Source organism: Paraburkholderia sartisoli, assembly GCF_900107685.1.
In the GTDB taxonomy this organism is placed as follows: Bacteria; Pseudomonadota; Gammaproteobacteria; order Burkholderiales; family Burkholderiaceae; genus Paraburkholderia; species Paraburkholderia sartisoli.
This window is the reverse complement of record NZ_FNRQ01000001.1, coordinates 1,525,223-1,543,878: the sequence shown is the minus strand read 5'-3', so window position 1 is coordinate 1,543,878 and position 18,656 is coordinate 1,525,223. Positions and strand designations below refer to the sequence as shown.

At 59.0% G+C, this 18,656-nt stretch carries 7 protein-coding genes; 3 read left to right on the top strand and 4 right to left on the bottom strand.

The features are described from left to right. The first annotated feature begins 386 nt into the window (after positions 1-386). The 3 genes from BLV45_RS06945 to BLV45_RS06935 all read left to right on the top strand — a co-directional run bounded on the left by BLV45_RS06945 (position 387) and on the right by BLV45_RS06935 (position 4,194). A complete protein-coding gene (locus BLV45_RS06945; protein WP_090530760.1) occupies positions 387-1,673 on the top strand; it encodes an XRE family transcriptional regulator in 1,287 nt (428 codons plus the stop codon). A gap of 13 nt (positions 1,674-1,686) precedes the next feature. Further along, positions 1,687-2,844 (top strand): beta family protein, encoded by a 1,158-nt coding sequence (locus tag BLV45_RS06940; RefSeq protein ID WP_090530759.1) that lies wholly within the window; start codon positions 1,687-1,689, stop codon positions 2,842-2,844. A gap of 198 nt (positions 2,845-3,042) precedes the next feature. Beyond that, on the top strand, positions 3,043-4,194 hold the full coding sequence (locus BLV45_RS06935; protein WP_176954080.1) for a hypothetical protein: 1,152 nt from the start codon (positions 3,043-3,045) through the stop codon (positions 4,192-4,194). A gap of 265 nt (positions 4,195-4,459) precedes the next feature. Here the strand turns inward: BLV45_RS06935 and BLV45_RS06930 are convergent, their stop codons facing one another. The 4 genes from BLV45_RS06930 to BLV45_RS06915 form a co-directional block, all read right to left on the bottom strand. Then, a complete protein-coding gene (locus tag BLV45_RS06930; RefSeq protein WP_090530753.1) occupies positions 4,460-6,334 on the bottom strand; it encodes a UvrD-helicase domain-containing protein in 1,875 nt (624 codons plus the stop codon). Further along, entirely contained in the window at positions 6,331-8,628 is a 2,298-nt protein-coding gene (locus tag BLV45_RS06925; protein ID WP_090530751.1) for an ATP-dependent nuclease, read from the bottom strand. Before BLV45_RS06925 ends, BLV45_RS06930 begins: the two co-directional genes overlap by 4 nt. A gap of 172 nt (positions 8,629-8,800) precedes the next feature. Then, a complete protein-coding gene (locus BLV45_RS06920; protein ID WP_090530748.1) occupies positions 8,801-12,886 on the bottom strand; it encodes a P-loop NTPase fold protein in 4,086 nt (1,361 codons plus the stop codon). Between the two features lie 49 nt (positions 12,887-12,935). After that, on the bottom strand, positions 12,936-18,563 hold the full coding sequence (locus BLV45_RS06915; protein ID WP_090530745.1) for a DUF3320 domain-containing protein: 5,628 nt from the start codon (positions 18,561-18,563) through the stop codon (positions 12,936-12,938). Between the last annotated feature and the right edge of the window lie 93 nt (positions 18,564-18,656).

The window sequence follows — 18,656 nt, the reverse complement described above, 5'->3', positions numbered from 1 at the left end:
TCATCGACATTGTCGAAGTACGTCGCGTGGCCCAGCGGTTTCCGTAAAGCGCTCCGACAGCACCGCAGCGTACGCCGGAAAAGTGGACCGCGGCGGCGCTTCAGCCCAAGCCCAAGATCACTGGTTTTTCAATCGAGCCTGCCACGCCAAGCATTCTTAAACCCAGTGGACATTGGCTTTTACGGGTTCGTATGCGGTAGTTCCACCGCATATATCATCACCGCGCAACAGCGTTTCGAACCCATAGGCAGATTTACTCCTGATTCCCGCGCGGCGAGAATTCGACCACTTGCGCTCGCCGAGCGTGGCGATGTTCGTCGTCCTCTGCCAGATGCAACGAGCGAGGCACGATTGCACCCAACAAATTTGTTGGGTAAAATCCCTGCATGTCTTCGCAAGCTCTTATCACCAACGACCGCCATGCCCGGGAAGTCACGGGGCTCATCGAGGAGATGTCGCGCGCGACCTCGTCCGAGCAAGTCCTCAAGTCGGTGGTCAGCGGCCTCCCCCCAGAGGTGATGGCGGGTGTCCAGCGCGCCTTGACCGCGGAGCGTGCAGAGCTCACGGCGATGCTGGATGCTTACCTGGAAGCTAAACGTGGCAATCTGGCGCTCCTTAAGGCGCGGGCTCAAAACGATTTGGGCGAGATGCTTATTGTGGCCCGGATTGCCAAGGGCTGGTCCCAAAAGGATCTCGCGCGGCAGATTGGCCTACGCGAACAGGCCATCCAGCGCTACGAAGCGGATCGCTACCGCTCCATCAGCCTGGCCGGCTTCGTCCGTGTGGCCAGGGCTCTCAAACTGAATCTTTCCGCCGATATCTGTCCCGATGCTACCGCACCCTGGATGTCACTGCCTTCGCTGGATGTTTCTGCCGAACAGGCTCAGAAGGTGTTGAAACATGCGCGGGAGAATGGCTGGCTGGAAAACACCGACTCCGATGAGAACGCCCTGAGTCAATTGGTGCGCTATGTCGCAGAGCACGTGGGAAGCCATGGAAAGCCCTCGCTGTTCCGAACCGGCCTAGTTGTCGAGCACCACGCCGATGACTGGTCGCTGCTTTGCTGGAAGGCACAGGTCACACGTCGGGCCAAAGCGACTATCGACTCCCGGAAGCTCAAATACCGCCCCCTCGACATGTCATGGTTAAAAGACCTTCCCGGCTTGAGCGCAATCGAGGACGGTCCGCTTCTTGCCCGAGACCTGCTGCTGGCTCACGGCATCGTGGTCGTCGTCGAGCGCCACGTTCCAGGCATGAAGGTCGACGGGGCGGCGTTTCTGGTCGATGACATTCCGGTGATCGGCCTGACGCTTCGCCGAGACGCACTGGACAACTTCTGGTTCACGCTGTTGCACGAGGTAGCGCACGTGATCCTCCACTATCGAACAGGCCTAGCTGCTGGCTTTTTTGACAACATCGAAACACAGGAAGTCGACGAGATGGAGGCGGAAGCCGACCAGTTCGCCGGTAGCCTGCTCATCCCGCAGGAGCTCTGGTTGCGCTCGCCCGCGCGTATTGCCAAGACGGCCGACACCATCGAGCGCTTCGCACAACGCCTCGGCATCTCTCCCGCTGTGGTCTTTGGGCGTATCCGGATGGAACGGCAGAATTACGCAATATTTTCAGACAAGATTGGTTCAGGTCAGGTTCGTAAGCTGTTTTTCCAACAGTAGTCGGAGGTTCTGAATGCATGAGGGTTCGAAGGTCCTGTATTGCCCCGCATTGCGCCTAAAAGCTGGCGAACTGGCTGGCGTAAGGGAGCTTGACGACGGAGTCGCGCGGCACGTCCTGCCCCGCTTTATCGTCCCGCCAGCGGCCGATCGTGGCGATACGCCCCAGCAGCGGCTCTTCGACTCCGAGTGTTGCGTGCCGGACGTGGGTGGTCTCCTGAGCGGTCACTGGCTAGGCCGGCGGGCATTCATCGACTTCTCTTATCTCATTCCCGAATGCGGGGCTGCACAGAGCGAAGCATGGTTGCCTCCGATCTTCGCCCGCACCAAGTCGCTCCACGTCCGGGCGATTCCCTTCGTGCCGGCAGACAAGCTGGGCCCCGAACTGATCGCCGCCGTAAAGAGTGTTTTGCCCGCCGACGAGACGCTCAAGCTCGGGATAAGCGTGCGATCCGGCGACCTGGAAGATCCTCAGCTCGGGGAAACGTTCCGCACGATCCTCAGTGAACTGTCTCTGGATTTCCGCGAGTGTGCTGTCTTCGCCGACTTCACAGACGCGGACTTTTCCGAGTTCCAATTGGTGAGTCCGATTATCGGTTTTGCACTGGAGGCGTTGCAGGATCTCGGCCCCTGGCAGCTTATCGTCTTTCAGGGCACTCACTATCCTGAAAAAAACCCCGCCACCCAGGCTGGCCAGACGGTGGCGTGGCCCCGCAACGAATGGCATGCCTGGCACAACGCCGTGAAGTTCGACGCCAATACAGCCGAGCACCTGATCTTCGGCGATTACGCCGCAGACAGCGCAAAGATGAATTTCAAGAAAGCGCGTGCTCAAGCGATTCGCCACTATCGCTACGCGACGCCGACGGACTGGCTAATCGTGCGCGGCGGCAATGGTGGCGGCGATTCGCGCATCATGACCGACGTCTGCCAAAGGATCGTCGACAGCGGCCACTTCGCAGGGGCCGACTTTTCGTTGGTGGATCGGTACATCCGCGATAACGCCACTGATGGTACCAACCCGGGCAATCCGCAGATCTGGCGTCAGGTCAACACGACCCATCACATCACGCAAGTCGTAACCGACGTTGCGAAGGTCCGGGGCATTCATATCGCGCCGTTGCCCGCAGAGCCCACAATACTCCAGGCACCCTTGTTTGCGTCAGGCGAGTAAGTCAATTGGCGTGCGCGTCGTTAGACTTCTGCGCGCCCACAAGCACAAAGCGCCGTTCAACACTCACGCGTTCCACTGAGATCGCGGCTGGACCACACCAAGGTGATTCGACATGCGAAGAGGCGTTTGATGTCCAATGCCCCGATCCCACCCTCACCCAATCGCGACCAGCTATTTCAGGAGGTATGGACTACCCCCATGGTGCACGTCGGCAGTAAATACGGCATTTCGGGAACAGATGTGCGACGTGTATGTGACGCATTCCGGATACCCGTCCCACAGCCCGGACATTGGACACGCGTCGATCTCGGACATACGATTCAACGGCCTGAACTGCCTGCGATGTCAGAACAAGAAATCCTGGCTGCCATATCGGCAGTCAAAGCAATAATCGACCGGCCCAAACGGCTCGTCGAGGTGCGTGCCGACAAGCGAATTCAAAAGGACAACGAAGTCGCCGCCGACGCTGCCCCCAAGCAAAAAGATTGGCATCGTGCCATCAAACAGTTACGCGAGCAAATGGACAAAGGGGTCACTCGCGCTGACCATCTAAAAAAACGATATGACTGGGAACAGAGCCATCCCGGAAAGCAATACCAGCACAAAGGCGAAGTCGTCTACGGAAGCTGGGAATCCTTTTGTGATACGGGGCAGTTACTGGTGACCTCGCATCGCAAGCTCGCCGCGCGTTTATCCATGGACACCTATCAGCGAGGACTGTTGATTCTCAACATCATCTGCCACGGAGCAGAGCTTGAGGGATACACGGTTCAGATGGCAAAGAACAATGAACGCCTGGAACTGTCAAAGGGGGGAGCTCGCGTCGAAGTTCGCATTACCGAAAAATTAACTCAAGGTACCCGGTATCGCATCAATAGCTGGGACAAGTCTCGTGAGCCAGTGCGTACGCTAACACCAACCGGAACGCTCACACTGTTTGTTGAACAGCAAGGCCTGGGCCAAACCGAGTTGTCGGACACCAAAGACCGGCCGCTCGAACAGCAGTGGAAACGAATTCTTGCAGCCATCGAGCATCGGCACCAAGGCTCCCTGGCAAACGTCGCGGAATGGGCAGAGCAGAAGCAAAAATGGAGAGAGGCCGAAATCCAGCGCGAGGAGGCTGCAAAGAGCATTGCGGAGGAAAAACGGAAACAGGAATCCTTATTTTCCGAAATCGAAAACTGGCAGCGCGCGGAACTGATCCGAGCTTACCTCGCCTCCCTTGATAGCAAACTGGAAAGTCAAGCCCAATTAGACACCGGATACATCACCTGGAGAGCATGGGCTGCAGAAGTTGCAGACAAGCTCGACCCGGTACTTCATCGCATCGGCAAGGCGTCCAAGACATGACGCTCAACTGAGCTGCTCCCCAGCTTAACCGTATCCCAGAAGAAATGCGCCGAGGCAGGCATCGTTGGGAGAGCCTCCGGCCCGCTTTCATACAGTGTGACCGTCGGGCGCCGCCAGTGGTAGCCGCTTTGGCTTATCATTCGATAGCCCGCAGTCCAAGTCTGCTCTTGCCACGACCAGAGGTTGCGCCATTGGACAATCGGGCGACCGCATATCCAACAGTATCGTCCGCCGAAGACCGGGCAAGTCGAGTAATTCTAGGCGATTAACCGAGCTGCTCGACTCCATGAAGCGAAGCATCCGGAAACAGTCTAGCCTCGACCACGGCGGCGCGTGCCGCTGCCACGTCAGTGGCGAACAGCACGACCGCCAGGTCCTTCACCGCACGTGAGCAGCAGACATAAAATAACCGCCTCGTGCGGTCAAGCACCGACTCCTTTCTCTCGGCGATATTCGCTTCGTCGGTGTCGGACAGGGGCGTATAGCCGAGATATTTGCCGTAGGAGTATTGGTTGTAAGAGGCCTCCTCGTCGTCAAGTACCACGAGCACGCGCTCGAACTGCGCGCCCTTGACGCCATGATGGGTTGCGAATGGCGACTCTTCTAGGATATATCTACGATGCGCCCAGAGTTCGCCGACATTGCATTCAAGAAACGCGGCAACGTTGCCAAATCCTGCCGACCCGTCGTCGACCGGGTCATCCATGAGGTGCGCGGAGAAGCGGTCGTCGAGCCCCACCAGTTCGGTGCCCCGGACGTGCCGAAGGACGTCGCGGACCGTCGCCACTGATCCGTCGGCTACCAGTATGGCAAGTTGCTCGATTGCGTGCCGAAGAGCAGCGAGGACGGGAGCCACTGCCTGCCCTCGCAACCGTTCTGCTTCCAGGCGGGGACTGTCTGCGCGGAGGATCGAGATGATCGTGAACTGGTCATTTGCACGTGATGCGACGATCAGCGGCAGCAGTTGCTGAACGAACGGCCGAAGTGGCCAGGCTGAACCGTCGGCAATGCCTTCACTCAAGCTCTGTGGCGCGCGATCGTTTAGCGCCGAATAAAGCGCAGCAAAACCGAGCCGCCTAGCGGCCATGCGATGCACAAGCACCAGTAACCGGACATCGCCGTCGCGCATATCACTGGTCCACAGATCGTCGCCGGTCTGCGCGGCCAGCCATGCCCGTACTGCACCGAGACGTGCAGTCCTATGATCATCGCTTGGCAGGATGAATACGTTGACCGTGCCGACCACGGGCTGCTCCTGCTCATCGGCGATCACGGTGCGCCCACGGGTCTGGACGAGACCGTCGCCCGCCGCACGCACCGCGTTAACCACGCTCAGGACCGAGGTCGGACAGCGAAAGTTTTCCGGCTTGGTTATCTCGGCCCAGCCGGGTAGCGGCTCGATCGCACCGGCTCCGTGCCCGTAGATCTTCTGCATCGGATCGCCGAAGAAACCGACGCAGAGGGGGTGCTCGCCGGCGATCTGCCGAAGCGCTTCGATAACAACAGGCTGTGTGTCCTGACTCTCGTCGACGAAAATATAGGGAAACCTCCGCGCCACGATCTCGCGTAGCAAAGGATGCCTCTCGACGCAGGCCGGGGTCAATTTGAGGATGTCATCGTGGCCGAGGATGCCCTCGGAGTACCGGCTGCCCGTTCCATAGATGAATTTCTCGACCCGACCGACCTCCTCGCGTTCGGCTTCGAGGCTGGCGATCTCGTGATCAAGCTTCGTCTTGGTCGCGGCCCGTGTACCAGGTCTGTCGTAATGAACGCGCTTCTCGACGATCTTCTCCTCAATACGGCTGACGACCCAGGCAGCGATGTCTGACTGGAACGCGCGAACGACCGACCACAGGAAGCTGTGGATGGTCGAGATATGAAATAGCGGGGTCATACCGACGTCTGCGGAGATCTCACCAACCGCGACTTCAGTGTATGTGATGCAGGCGATCTGCTGGCCCGCGCGCCGCAGCGCCTTTCCGCGCGTTTCGCCGAGATGCGCGAGCGTCTTGATCAGCGATGTGGTCTTTCCCGACCCCGCGCCTGCCACCATCACGAATGAGCGCGGCGGCACTTGAGCGAGACAGTCGCGGACATCGATGTCGGCCTGAGTGTCGGGACTACCGATGCGGCTCGTCATGCCACCACCACGGCGATGACTGGATCACCAACCGTTTGCTGCCCGTGACCGTCGTCATCGGGCTCAGCCGGCGGGGCGATCTCGCCCTCGAGCCAGCGCAGCCCTTCAGCGATATAGGCCGGTACCGACCATTGCATCGGGTCCTCGGCCAACAGAGCCAGGGCAAAATCGGTCTTGCTGAAGCTCTTCGCCTGGACCCGCCGATGAATGCGTCGGGTTAGCTCAGTCAAGTCCTTGTTGTCGGGCCTGGCGATGCGAAGCTGCAGCGGCTTACGCGCGATATCCTGGCACCAGGCGAGATTCTCGAGGGCGAATGCCTCTTCGAGCGTGCGACCGGCCAAAGCTTGTGTCTCACCTGCCCAGGTCACGTTGGTGCGGCACTGATAGGCGACGCGCACGATCGCCTCGCTGTGCTCGCTCCGTGCCTGAGTCTTCTGGTCGTCTGTCGCCTCCCAAAGCATGGCCACCGTGTCGCATTTCGGCAACCATTGCTGAAGGGTCTGGTTCGAGGTCATAGCGCCGGGATGACCCGCGATGCATACCTTGCCGGGCTTGCCTTCCGCGCCAGCTTCAGCGTCCTCGTCGTCATCCTCTTCCTCGGGCTCAGCCCCTTGATCCCCCGCCTCCACCGGGGCCATGGCGTTCGCGCCGTTCTCTTCGACGTCAGCAGCGGGCGCCGGTGGCCCGAAGACGCTGTCCAGGTCCGTGATGATGAGTGTCGTGAGTCCGAGGAACTCGATCAATGCCTGAAAGCGATAGCCGAAGGCGCCGCCGATCTCGAGAACAGTCAGATATGTCGACTGCAGACGCGGCGCCGAATTGGCGATCATCTGGGGCAGCAGCAGTCGTTCGACATTGCCTTCCACGAGCACCGCACCATCTGCGAAGAACAGGTCGCAGTGGGTAAGTTTGAGATAGCGCTCGAGGAACGTCCGGACATCCCGGTCGGTAGCGTCGTAGAACACCGACATGTTCAGCACGGTCGAGGTCGAAACATGCTCGGCGCGGCTGCGGCGGAAGTAGCGAATTGGCCGGAAGCCGCGCTCGTACAGAATGTGCGTCGAATGGGTCGTGACAACGACCTGGCTTGTGTAGTGTGTACGATCCTCCATGCCCAAGGCGAGGATGGACATCACCTTGCGGATGAAGGCCTGCTGAAGCTGGGCGTGCAGATGGGCTTCAGGCTCCTCAATGAAGATGAGGTGCACAGGCGGCCTGTTATCCTCGATCGCAAGCCATTGGGCATGAAGGTCAAGGAGTTCGACCACCATGAAGATCAGGTTCTTGAAGCCGAGACCGTTGTAGCTGTCGGGCAGCGTCGGCGGCTCCGGTGCACCGTCGTCCGGGCCAAGCGCATAGTGCACCCGCGCGCCGTGCGGGCTGCTCATGATGGACGCCGGATCGAGCGCCGAGCGGATCACGAGCCGCGGATTGCTGAGACCGGGATAACCGAGTTGCGCCAGACGCTGCAGGGTCGGCTCAAACACCCGCTCGAGATGCTGGTTCAGCGAGACCTCAGACTCGGCGAGCGCCCGCAGCGCCACAAGATCCTCGCCCTTCTGCTCGAGGTTGCGTTCATAGAAGCGGCTCAGCACGCGCGAGAGGGTCTCGGCCCGCGCGCTGCCCGGCGCGTCAGCAAGATGCCGCTGCGCATGGAGGAAGTCGATGCGCAGCAGGCCATTGAGAATGTCGCGCCCGCTGCGATCACGCCCGGTGAGAGGCACCGGGGCATAATCCTGCTGCGCGACCATGTTCGCGTCAAACCGGATGGGGTCGAGCACGTAGTGGCGAAGCGCATATTCGTCGTTCAACCGATCGCGCAGATAGTCCCGCAAATTGCGCGGCGAGGGATCAAATTCGAGACCCTCTCCTCCCGCAACAGCCTCGAGTGCACGTCGCCGCGCCTCGGCATACCGCGCGCGGGTCGCCTCGGAATCGATGGGTGCGAACACCACCCGCATCCCCACCAGCGAACCTTCCCATGCCAGGCTGGGCAGCAGATCAACCACCCGGTGGATGTCGTCAGCATTGATCTCAAACCAGATATCGGCCTCGATCGTTGGCAGGGCCGCATTGGCATCACCCTCGCCATACGCCACGATCTGCGACCACCGATCAGCGCTGAAATCATGGACGCTGAATTTCCCCCGCTCAGTGAAGAGCTGCAGCGCATGGCCGACAGACGTCTTTCCACTGTTATTCGCGCCGACAAAAATCGAGATGTCCGAAGCGAGATCAATTACGACGTTGCGCAGACGTCGAAAATTGCGCAAGGCTAGCTTCTTTAGGTGCATCCTACCCCCTAGTTAAACGCACGCCATGTTTTTGTCTTGCGTAAGACCTCATGTTATCGGTGAAAGCACGAATTTGCGACTAGGCGCGCATCTGCCATCTCTAGCAACGCGTCCCAACTCCACCGGGCGCAGATATCCTCGACATCATCACAGGCGTACTCGGTCAGGTTCTTCAGGCATCGACCGCAACCAGCTTCTCAAGGCGTTTCAGGTCCTTTGCCTGCCCAAACGCGGCCTTGATGATGTCGAACTCGTCCCTAGTTAAAGCAGCAGGCCTGAAGTCGGACAAGGCGGCCTGCCCAATCAAATTCTCGCAATACCGGCAGATATTGCCCTGAATCGCATTGCTGCTTGCCGCGCTGAAACTCCTCATGAGTCTGTGTGCCAATTTCGACCGAGCATCGGCGTCCTGCAGCGTCTTCGATATCACATCGACGTCGTCGAATATCATGCCCGCGGTCTTCTCCACGTTCGGAAGTGCAATCACCTTTGGCACGACATCGATAAAAAATCCGGCGTGTAACTGCAGGGCGCTTCGTGCCGCCTGTCGCCACAGCCGACTGCGTTGCTCATCTGGCAGATCCGCTGCCTCTAGTTGGGCCGACAACAACGCAGCCCCCGCATCGCCCTGCACTTCGAGCCAAATCCTTAACCCGACGTCCGCCTCGCTGGCTGAGTTCAGCGAGCCGCCAGACAACAGCAGCCGCAAGGTCTCGGTGCAAGCCGATGCCGACATACCCGTTGACACCGACGTCCAGACATGCGCCAGTGCATCGAGATGCTCTGAGTTGTTAGCATCCAACGTCACCGCCAGCGCATGTGCCTGGACGGGCGTCAGCTCCGGATACTCTCGGAAGAAGTGGGGACCCTGCAGGGGAGCCTGCTTCCACACCACGCACATCGTTTCAATAAAACGTGGTTTCTGGCCGTCCGGCACAACGCTCCGTCGAAACATATCGGACAGAGACTCCAGAATATCGACGTTGGTCGCAGCAGGGTAGCTCACCACAAACGCGCAAGCATCATTGAAAATCGACGCAGGATCGTACGGATTCGTTTCGTCTGCCCGCAATGTCCAATTCCCGGTCATCGCCTTGTGGAGCATGGCGTAGTGCGCGGGCTGCGTTTTTGCCTGATTGAAAAGTTGCTGCAGTTGGCCGCCGAAGGTGGCGGCCGACGCATACCTCAGGACCGGAGCGATGATCGGGAAAACGGCCACCAGATAACCGTTTGGATTAGCGAATCGCGCTGCCAGTTGAGGCAAGAGGCTGTTCAGATAGCCCTGCAACGGCCCAGCGCTCCAAGCATGCTCAGGGGTCGATTCAACGACGAGTGCGAGCCGATGACAGGCATTGTCATCAATACGATCAGAACTGACCGTCACATTCATAGCAGCAATCATCGCGCTTTGCACCGCGCCGGTCTGGGACTCAAACCGGGACGCAAGAAGACGCACGCAAGGCTCCGGCAACGTCGACAGCACGCGCGACGCCCACTTCGACATCACCCGCTCTTCCACCACATCAGCTCGAGGCAACACGATTCTTACGACCTCGCAGGCAGCTTCGGCAGAATCAGGGGTGGCACTCCAATGCTCGATCAATACCGCAACCGCGCTCAACGCACTCTCGTCGAGCGACTGCAGTTTCGCCCCAATCGCCGTACAAACGGGTTGCAGCACATCGGCCGATGCGATGGGCGGTACGTCATTGCCCGACGCAATCAGTCGGTTCGCCCATGCAGCAATGAAACTCGACGCCTGCGCATCACTCGCCCGATGAAGCTCAGTTACGCCGAGCATCCACGCCACCTGGACGATGGTGATCTCTGACATGCCAATATAACGAGTAAGAACGCCCCATAACGTTTGGCGCGACTCCTCTCCGGCCATCATCAGCGCACCTGCAATCGATTTCACGCGCTCCAGCGCCGCATTCAGATCGAATGATGCGCTACCCGCCCGCTCCAGTTCATCGGCCAATACGGTGAGATACCGGATACCCAAAAGTTTGGCGATCTGACCGCCATCGGCAGATAGCCATGCCTCCAGTTCGGCATAGGGCAGTTGGATCGACTTCTCACCACTCACCCGTATAACGCGCTCAAGCAACCAATCACACAACCGCCGCTCTGCGTCAGATTCAAGACCGTGTGCGGCCCGAACGGATAGTGCCAATGGCACAACTTGACGTGCCATCTCAACGGCCTCGTCAAGACTTGGCGTCTGCATGGACTCGAGTTGCAGCGAGACGGGCTGTTCCGACTTCAGCACATCCACGACCAAGCGCGATGCGATGGCCCGCTGATCCGAGCCGGTGGCATCCACAAGCAACTTCACAATCCGTTGAACGCCGACCCTTGAACGCAGATCGATACTGTCATCGAGATCACGACACAATTCACCCAGCAGTTGGCCTTTCGATGGCGCAGGGACACGCTCGATCAGGTCTGCGATTACTTTGGCGGCATTGTTGCGACGCGCCTCTGTCTCCAGTCGTGTCCCGTCTCGCATCTGATACAGGGTGCGTGCCTGATCTTGTGACAAGGCCGACGAATCGCCATTGCGCCTCATCGCCTCAAGGACACCGGCCGTATCACCCGACACAAATGCCCCGTAAATCGACGAGATCTTAGCTCCCAGCCGCCGGGTAATGGGGTCCTCGGACAGCAGGAGGAGGCTTTGCATCGGATCCGCCCATCGAATGCCGCCGAGACTCGCGATGAACTGCCGCAATGGGCGATGCTCTGATCTCAGTTCGATTTTTTCGCCCGCAGCATCCTGCCCGACGAGGTATTTTTCAATCAGCCGCGTTCTTGACGACGCTGGCAGATGATCGAGCGACCGCCCTCTCACGATGACATCCGTAAAGGCATCGAGAAATGTTGGATCTTCCTGAAGGTCACCATAAAACCCGGGGAAGCTGACCTTCATCGCACACAAGGCTCCCAAAGAAATCGGATGATTTGTGACGGCCCCATCGTGCAACCCGCCGGGACGATCGCTACCAACACCCTCGTGCTCGCGGCGCACAGCAATCCACCAGGCTTGCGCGAATGCATTCACGATTTGCAGCGCATTTCTTGGATCTTGCACGCCAACATGGATCATCCTATCAACCAAGGACTCCAAAGGCACGCCGCGGGCCTGGAGATCTCCAGTCACCTCAGTCAGGCTCTTCAGTTTCGATAGCGCGAATTCGCGCATGTCGTTGCGAGGCGGTGGCGGGATTTCCAACCGGAACTGGAAAATACGATCCAAGTAGCGTCGCGCGTCCGATTGATTAAACACAGTCGCCGGCAAATCGCCTGAGCGGCGCCCCCTCGCCAAGGCATCGGCTACACGTGATTCATCACAGGAAATCACAAATACCAGCCCGAGCCCCTTGGGTAATCTCCCCGCCGGGATTTCCATGAACGTGCGGATTGCATCGAGACCCAGCACCATCTCGTCGGCCGACAGCCGATCAAGGTCGTCCACAAAGATGATCAGTCGCTCGCAGGTTCGACCATTTGTGCCGTTAGGCATCCGGCTCTGGCCATCCTTATAGCGACCGAGTTGCTCGAGCAACATGTCTTCATACTGCTCCGACGTCGTGCTGGGTAACGCAATCCTAGTTTGTGCACGATTCGCTTTTACTTCGGCAGGTTTGACGTGGTGAATAACATATCCAGAAAGTGCGGTCGCGCACGCGACCAGGATTGTCTGCGCAGGGCCCTCCAGATGAAGCAGCCATTTCGCCAGAAACAATACGGCGAAAAGGAAGGCAAAAACAATGACGAGCGCGGGAAGCGGTATGAGCCATGCACGCAACGTTTCCCCGGTCACCGCGCGCCACGACTTCGGCTGCTCGGTGGTCTCGCTGATCTGCCGGAAGAGCCGATCCTGCAGGCTGTCCTCCTCCCCTCCGAGTTCCAAGAACACGTGCCGAAGCAATGCACGCTTGATGTCGTGGTCACGACCGCCGAAGCGCCATGCATTAAAAGTAATGCAATGGAAACGCTCAGAACGACGCCGACCATCCTGCTTCACCGCATCGCTCGCCAGATCCGCCCGATAAAGCTCCTTGATACTGCTCTTCCCTGTTCCCCAACCGCCAAGCAAACCGATGCTGAATGGCGTTTGATTCCGATCGGATTCGATCATGCTTCTCAGCGCCAAGGCAAAGTGCCGGTGCCCAAAAGCGTCCTGATCGTTCTGTGAAATTTCTCTATCGAGAATCGACGGCATAACGTCGTGAATGGGCAACCGGTCGTTCATGTCTTATTGAGGGGGCGGGTATTAGATGTATCGCTAGTTGTTCGGCAGGTCACACCGCCCGCCTCGATTCATCCGTGGCAGTCAACACTCCCGAGATTTCCTTCAATTGCCGTCGAGCGATCATGCTGTCGACGGCCTGCTCAAGGACGCTTCTAACCTGACCGCTTGTGTTGCGGATACCAAACCCACGTGACACCGCCTGAACGACCTGCTCCCGCGTGGCGCCAAAGCTCCTCTCAATCAGTTGAAGAGTGGCGACTTCGATTTCCGCCGGCGGTAGCATATCGGCTCGACGAAGGGCAATCGCATTGACCCCCGAACGATCACGAGGCACCGGGACATGGTTCGGCGTCGACAGGAACTCTCCGGAACGCGTAATACGGCCCATCGTTACCGCAACATCAATGGATCGCCCGACCACATCTTCAATCCGGACACCGGCCCGCTTCAAACCCCACGCTTCCCGCATCCGGGTAATGACGTGGTCGCGATGCACGGGCCCCTCCACCTGAACTGCCTGAACCACCAACTCCGTCAACGCGCCCTGTGGCGCTTCGTGCAACTCGCCGGTGAGATGGTGCGGCCGCAGCAAGGTCACTTCTTCGTAGGGTGCGAAACCGGCAGCGTCCTCCTTGTCCGTTACCGTCTCCCGCTCTACATAAGGTGCCTCGATATCCAGTTGCTCGGCGAGCGCAGCATCTTCCCGCAACTCATCGAACTCAGACTTGAGCGCTTCAATGCGACGAATCAGAACGTCCAATTGTTCGATCGGGCGCTGGAACCAGTCAGTGCTCCATATCCGGTGGATGGTCCAGCCGTGCTCCTCCAGGATGGCCTGCCGCAGCCGATCGCGATCCCGAGCCGAGCGGGCACTGTGGTATGCAGCACCATCGCATTCGATACCCAGTAGAAATCGCCCGGGGCGTTCGGCATCGACGACAGCCAGATCGATGAAGAAGCCAGCCAAACCTACTTGTGCCTGGACTTCGTAACCTCTCGCCCGCAATGCGTTGGCCACCTGCTCCTCAAACACGCTGTGATGATCGCGCCCCTTGACCTCCGCCATCGGCAGGCGCCCCGTGCGGGCATACTGGAGAAAAATCCGGAACGCATTAACCCCAGCCCGCTCCGACGCATAGGCCGGATCAATGTCTTCATCCGTCATGGACGCAAACACGTCGCATCGCTGCTTGGCGCGGCTAATCAAAACATTCAGGCGTCGCTCACCACCTGCCGTACCCAGTGGGCCAAACCGCATCGGCACTCGGCCGTTAGGCACGGATCGGCCATAGCCGACCGAGATAAAGATGACATCGCGCTCATCGCCCTGAACGTTTTCCAGATTCTTGACGAAGAACGGTTCTGAACGATGCGCCTTGAAGAACTCCTCAACGTCCGGTGACAGCTCGCGGCGCAGAAGTTCGAGTTCGTCAATGATGGCGCGGCGCTGGGCAGCGGAGAAAGCCGCTACTCCCAAGGAGAGCTTCGGATAGGTGTGCGCATGAGCAATGATCGCCCGTGCCACTGCTTTCGCCTCGATCAGGTTATTGCGCTTGTTGCCCGCATCGAACAAACCTTCGTGGACGTGATGGAATCGCAGGCCCCTACCACCCTGTGCCGTGTAAGGGCTAGGCACGATGTAAAGTTTGTTCTCATAGAACTGACGATTGCTGACCGCAATCAGTGACTGGTGACGGCTCCGATAGTGCCAGCGCAACATCCGGGCAGGCAGGCCACGAGCTGCAAACAGTCCAAGGATGCTCTCAATATCTGCGACTGCGGTCGCGCCTTCGTCATCCTCGTCTTCGTTGCTCGAGGTCATCTTGGCAAAGAAGGCGGTGGGCGGTAACTGCTTGGGGTCACCAACGACGACAACCTGCCTTGATCGCGCGATTGCACCCAAAGCATCAACGGGCTGAATCTGACTGGCTTCGTCCATCACCAGCAAGTCGAACTCCATACTTCCCGGCACGAGAAACTGCGCAACAGATAGCGGGCTCATCATGAAAACTGGCTTGAGCGCTCGTAAAGCTGGTCCAGCCCGCTCCACAAGCTTGCGCAACGAAATGTGCCCCTTCTTTTTCTGAATTTCGCCCCGAAGTACTCCAAGCGGCCCGAGCGCGCCACCATCGCGAGGTGGAACGCTCTGGTAATGCGCCTGTACCACTTCCGAGCTCGCGGCAATAATCCGCTGCCGATCCAGCGAGGCAAACTCCTGCACAAGACGTCCATGCGTAGCCCCATCGAACCGGGCGAGATCTGGTTGGAGACGAACCATGCGCGCATAAGTTGCCTCGAAATAGGCCATCTCAAATGCCGTGGCCAATGCTTCCGGCGCAAGTCGGCCGTCATCCAAACGAGCAACCAGATCACCGCAACCCTGAGTCCGGGCCCGTGCCGAGCGATCCCGATAGTTCACCCACCGGAAGAGCTGTTCGTGTTCCTCGCTCCAGCGCCGCAGGCGCCAAACAATAACTTCAAGCCGTGCATCCGGAATCGTGCCGCCAATGGACGCTTCCAGGTCCAATTGGAGTTCGTCAGCCAACGCCTTGAGGCTGCTTTGGATAAGCGCTTGGGATTCCGTCAGCACTCTGGCACGAGATACCAAATGCTCTCGCTCGCTGATCCGACCGGCTAGAGCCCGGATGTCTGGGTTCTGTGCGATCCAGTCCGCGGCGGATTTGAGCACGGTCCAGTTGGACTGTTCTGCCTGCCACGCACTGTCGAAGGCTGCCTGCCCCAAAGTTAAACCTTCGCGCACGGCCTGACGATCGCGTTGACCAGCGGCCAGAGTTTCCAGTAGAGAACGGGTTTTACCGGCATCAGAGACTGACACGGAGAATAGCGCGCCGGCGGCTAAATGCGCGCTCGTATATCGCACTGCGAGTTGGAGCAGGCAACTCAAATCGGCACGCTCCACCGCTGCCACGTCGCCGAATACCGGCCCTCGAACCGCCCCCAAGTCTTCCCAGACTTCTCTTAGTCCGTGTTCGATCTGCAGGCAAACGGACGACAGTTGCTTGGCGCGCGCCGCCACTTCCGTTTTTTCCGGGCTGCGCGCGGCGATCAGCCGGGGCTCGGCACCTAACCCTTTCAGAGACCGCATCCACTCGACCAACGCCAATAGCGGTGCTGACTGCGATCTGGCACCACGCCAATCGTCGCCAAACGCGCTGCGTCCAAAAGCATCTTCGGCGTCGATGATCTTCTTCGCGTCCTGTCCCTTGGCCAAGGTATCCAGCAATCCCAGCACCATGGGTAGGGGCTGATTTGGGGTTGCCAGAACCGATTCGACCAACCGACGGGCTGCACGCCATTCACCGCTTAAATGACGGAAGACGCTTGTGCCGCGTGATGCCAAGGTTGCACGCGCGGGAGCTAAGCTGAGGGACCACGCCATCTCGGTCAACTGCGCCCCAATGGCGATCTTGGCGGCATCGAGGTCGACCACGGCTTGCGCGAGTTCACCGGCCCGCTCAATCCCATCACTCCATAGGTCCGACGCGAAGGTTTCCGGGCTGGCGGGCGGCGCCGATCCCACACGCTCACCGATGCGCGCCAGCATCTGGAAGTCTTCAAACGAGGCCCCTGCCTCCCGCCCCAGTTGGCGAGCGAGCGCCGCCGCTTCGCCCAGCAAACGAGGAAGTTCTTCGGCTAGCCGGGCGAGGCGCTGGAACTGCTCCTCATTGAAGGTCTCGGGAAGCTCCGTGAAGGCACGGAGCGTGTCGCCCACGTCGATGTCCCATGCATTCCCGACAACTCGGCCAGCCAAAGCCTCTCGTCGTGCTGCATACCGTTGCCCAAGCTCGAGCAAATGCAGGATGGGATCGGGATTCTGCCAGGCATCCTGCCCCATGGCCGACGCGGAGAGAGTGGGTGCCACCGCGATGCGCTGGAGCAGTTCCACCATCGAAGGAATGTCAGACAGCCGAAGTGGCGGCGCGAGTTCCAGAAGCTCCGCTGCAACCGCGAACTGCTGCTGCTCCGCCACGACCCGATGCAGCAACTGCTGAACGCGTGCGACCAGACGCTCGGCATCCATCGGTGAAATCGCAGCCAGCCCCACACCCACCCAGGCGTGATCAGTTGGCCGACCAATTTCAATCACACGGCTAGCCAAATCAGCCAGCAAACTCTGGCGCGCCGCGAAACCATCTTTGCCCCACTCCTCCGGGGTCTCCAGTTGAATGTCGTTGGGACGTTCACCCTGTTCGCGAAGACGAACCAAATGCCCAATCACCTGGAACGGAGATAGCTCCGATTTCGAATCGACGGCGTGCAGATTCTTGGCATGGGCGTTGAGGCTGTCGCGCGCCTCGGTCAGACGTGCGAACAGGCTTCCCGGATCCGCAACCTTAGGAGCGCCCAATTCCCATGTTCGCCGAAGCTCGTCAAGCACCGCGCGCTTGTTGGCTTTGTTACTGTGCAGCTCCAGGCATGCGTCGCCGACGCCTTTATCATCGAGACGGCGTTTCACAACATCCAGTGCAGCCATTTTTTCGGCCACAAAGAGTACACTCTTCCCGTCCTTGACCGCAGCAGCAATGATGTTGGCGATCGTCTGACTTTTACCAGTACCCGGCGGCCCCTGGATGACCAGGTTCTTACCCCGTCGCACTTCATGGATTGCCAACGCCTGCGAACTGTCGCAATCAAGGATATGAAGCATTTCCGATGGCGGAATCAGCCCATCAATATTGGCGTCCTCATGCGCAAGGTCCTTGCCGTCGGCAAAACCATCTGCCAACAGTGAGCGAATCAGCGGACGGTCAGCGATCGTGGCACCCTTGGGCCAAACCGTTTGATCCAGGTCCCGGTACATCAAGAACTTGGCGAAGGAGAAAAAACCCACCGACATATGGTCGGGGAGCACTTCCCACGTGTCCTTGGTCTCAACGCTCTTTCGAACCAGCTCCATATAACTGAGTGGTTCAAACGTATCATTCGCCTCAAAAGCTGGCATGCGAAGCGCATGCACTCGATCGAGATAAGCTTCGAGCGACAGGTTCGACGCAAAGTCCTCCTGCCTGACCTTCAGATTGAAGCGTTCGCCCGCGTTGCCGCGATCCAGCTGAACGGGGATCAGTAGAAGCGGCGCATACCGGATGTTCTCCGCGTTATTCGGATCGACCCACTTCAGGGCACCGATCGCCAGGAAAAGCACGTTGACGCCTTGCTCTTCCTCCAACGTACGTGCATCCAGATAAAGTTCCAGCAGGCGCTTCTGGAGACCCTTGCTGGTCAAACGCGTTTGCAGACGCGTGTCGGCATGCCGGCGCAAAACACCCCGTTCGTCGGCGCTGTTATCTTCGGGCTGCGCCAATTCATCGATCTCGTCGAGCTCAGCGGGCGCCTTGTCCGAAGCGTCTTCTACTGAGGCTTCGTCAGCCCCCTCCCGCACCAGATCCCCGGTTTCCGCAGCGCGCCCTGCCAGGAACGTGAAAGTTTTCCCCTCTCGGACCAGCAGCCGAAAAATCTCACTCGCTTTCTCATCGATAATCTCGATGGAGCGACCTCCCCGAGCACCTCGGGGCATATTAAGTAGGCGATTGCGCGCTGATAAATCGAGTAACTCGATGCGGGCTCGCTCCAGTTTTTCAACAAGCGGCAAGTTACTCTGAAAAATGGACTGATCTTCACCGGCCGCAGACGCGGCTTGCCCCCGTACTGATTCCATGAATCCCCCGGTCCTTTTTGCCTTCTTGTTATTCGAAGGCCCCTTTTCGACGAAGACTATAACTCTTCTCTGAGAACGAAACGCCAGTGATCC

Excerpts from the sequence above, each read along its gene's own strand:
- BLV45_RS06930 (WP_090530753.1), bottom strand. The coding sequence starts at position 6,334 with ATGACGAGCCGCATCGGTAGTCCCGACACTCAGGCCGACATCGATGTC.
- BLV45_RS06940 (WP_090530759.1), top strand. The coding sequence starts at position 1,687 with ATGCATGAGGGTTCGAAGGTCCTGTATTGCCCCGCATTGCGCCTAAAA.
- BLV45_RS06915 (WP_090530745.1), bottom strand. The coding sequence starts at position 18,563 with ATGGAATCAGTACGGGGGCAAGCCGCGTCTGCGGCCGGTGAAGATCAG.
- BLV45_RS06935 (WP_176954080.1), top strand. The coding sequence starts at position 3,043 with ATGGTGCACGTCGGCAGTAAATACGGCATTTCGGGAACAGATGTGCGA.
- BLV45_RS06920 (WP_090530748.1), bottom strand. The coding sequence starts at position 12,886 with ATGAACGACCGGTTGCCCATTCACGACGTTATGCCGTCGATTCTCGAT.
- BLV45_RS06925 (WP_090530751.1), bottom strand. The coding sequence starts at position 8,628 with ATGCACCTAAAGAAGCTAGCCTTGCGCAATTTTCGACGTCTGCGCAAC.
- BLV45_RS06945 (WP_090530760.1), top strand. The coding sequence starts at position 387 with ATGTCTTCGCAAGCTCTTATCACCAACGACCGCCATGCCCGGGAAGTC.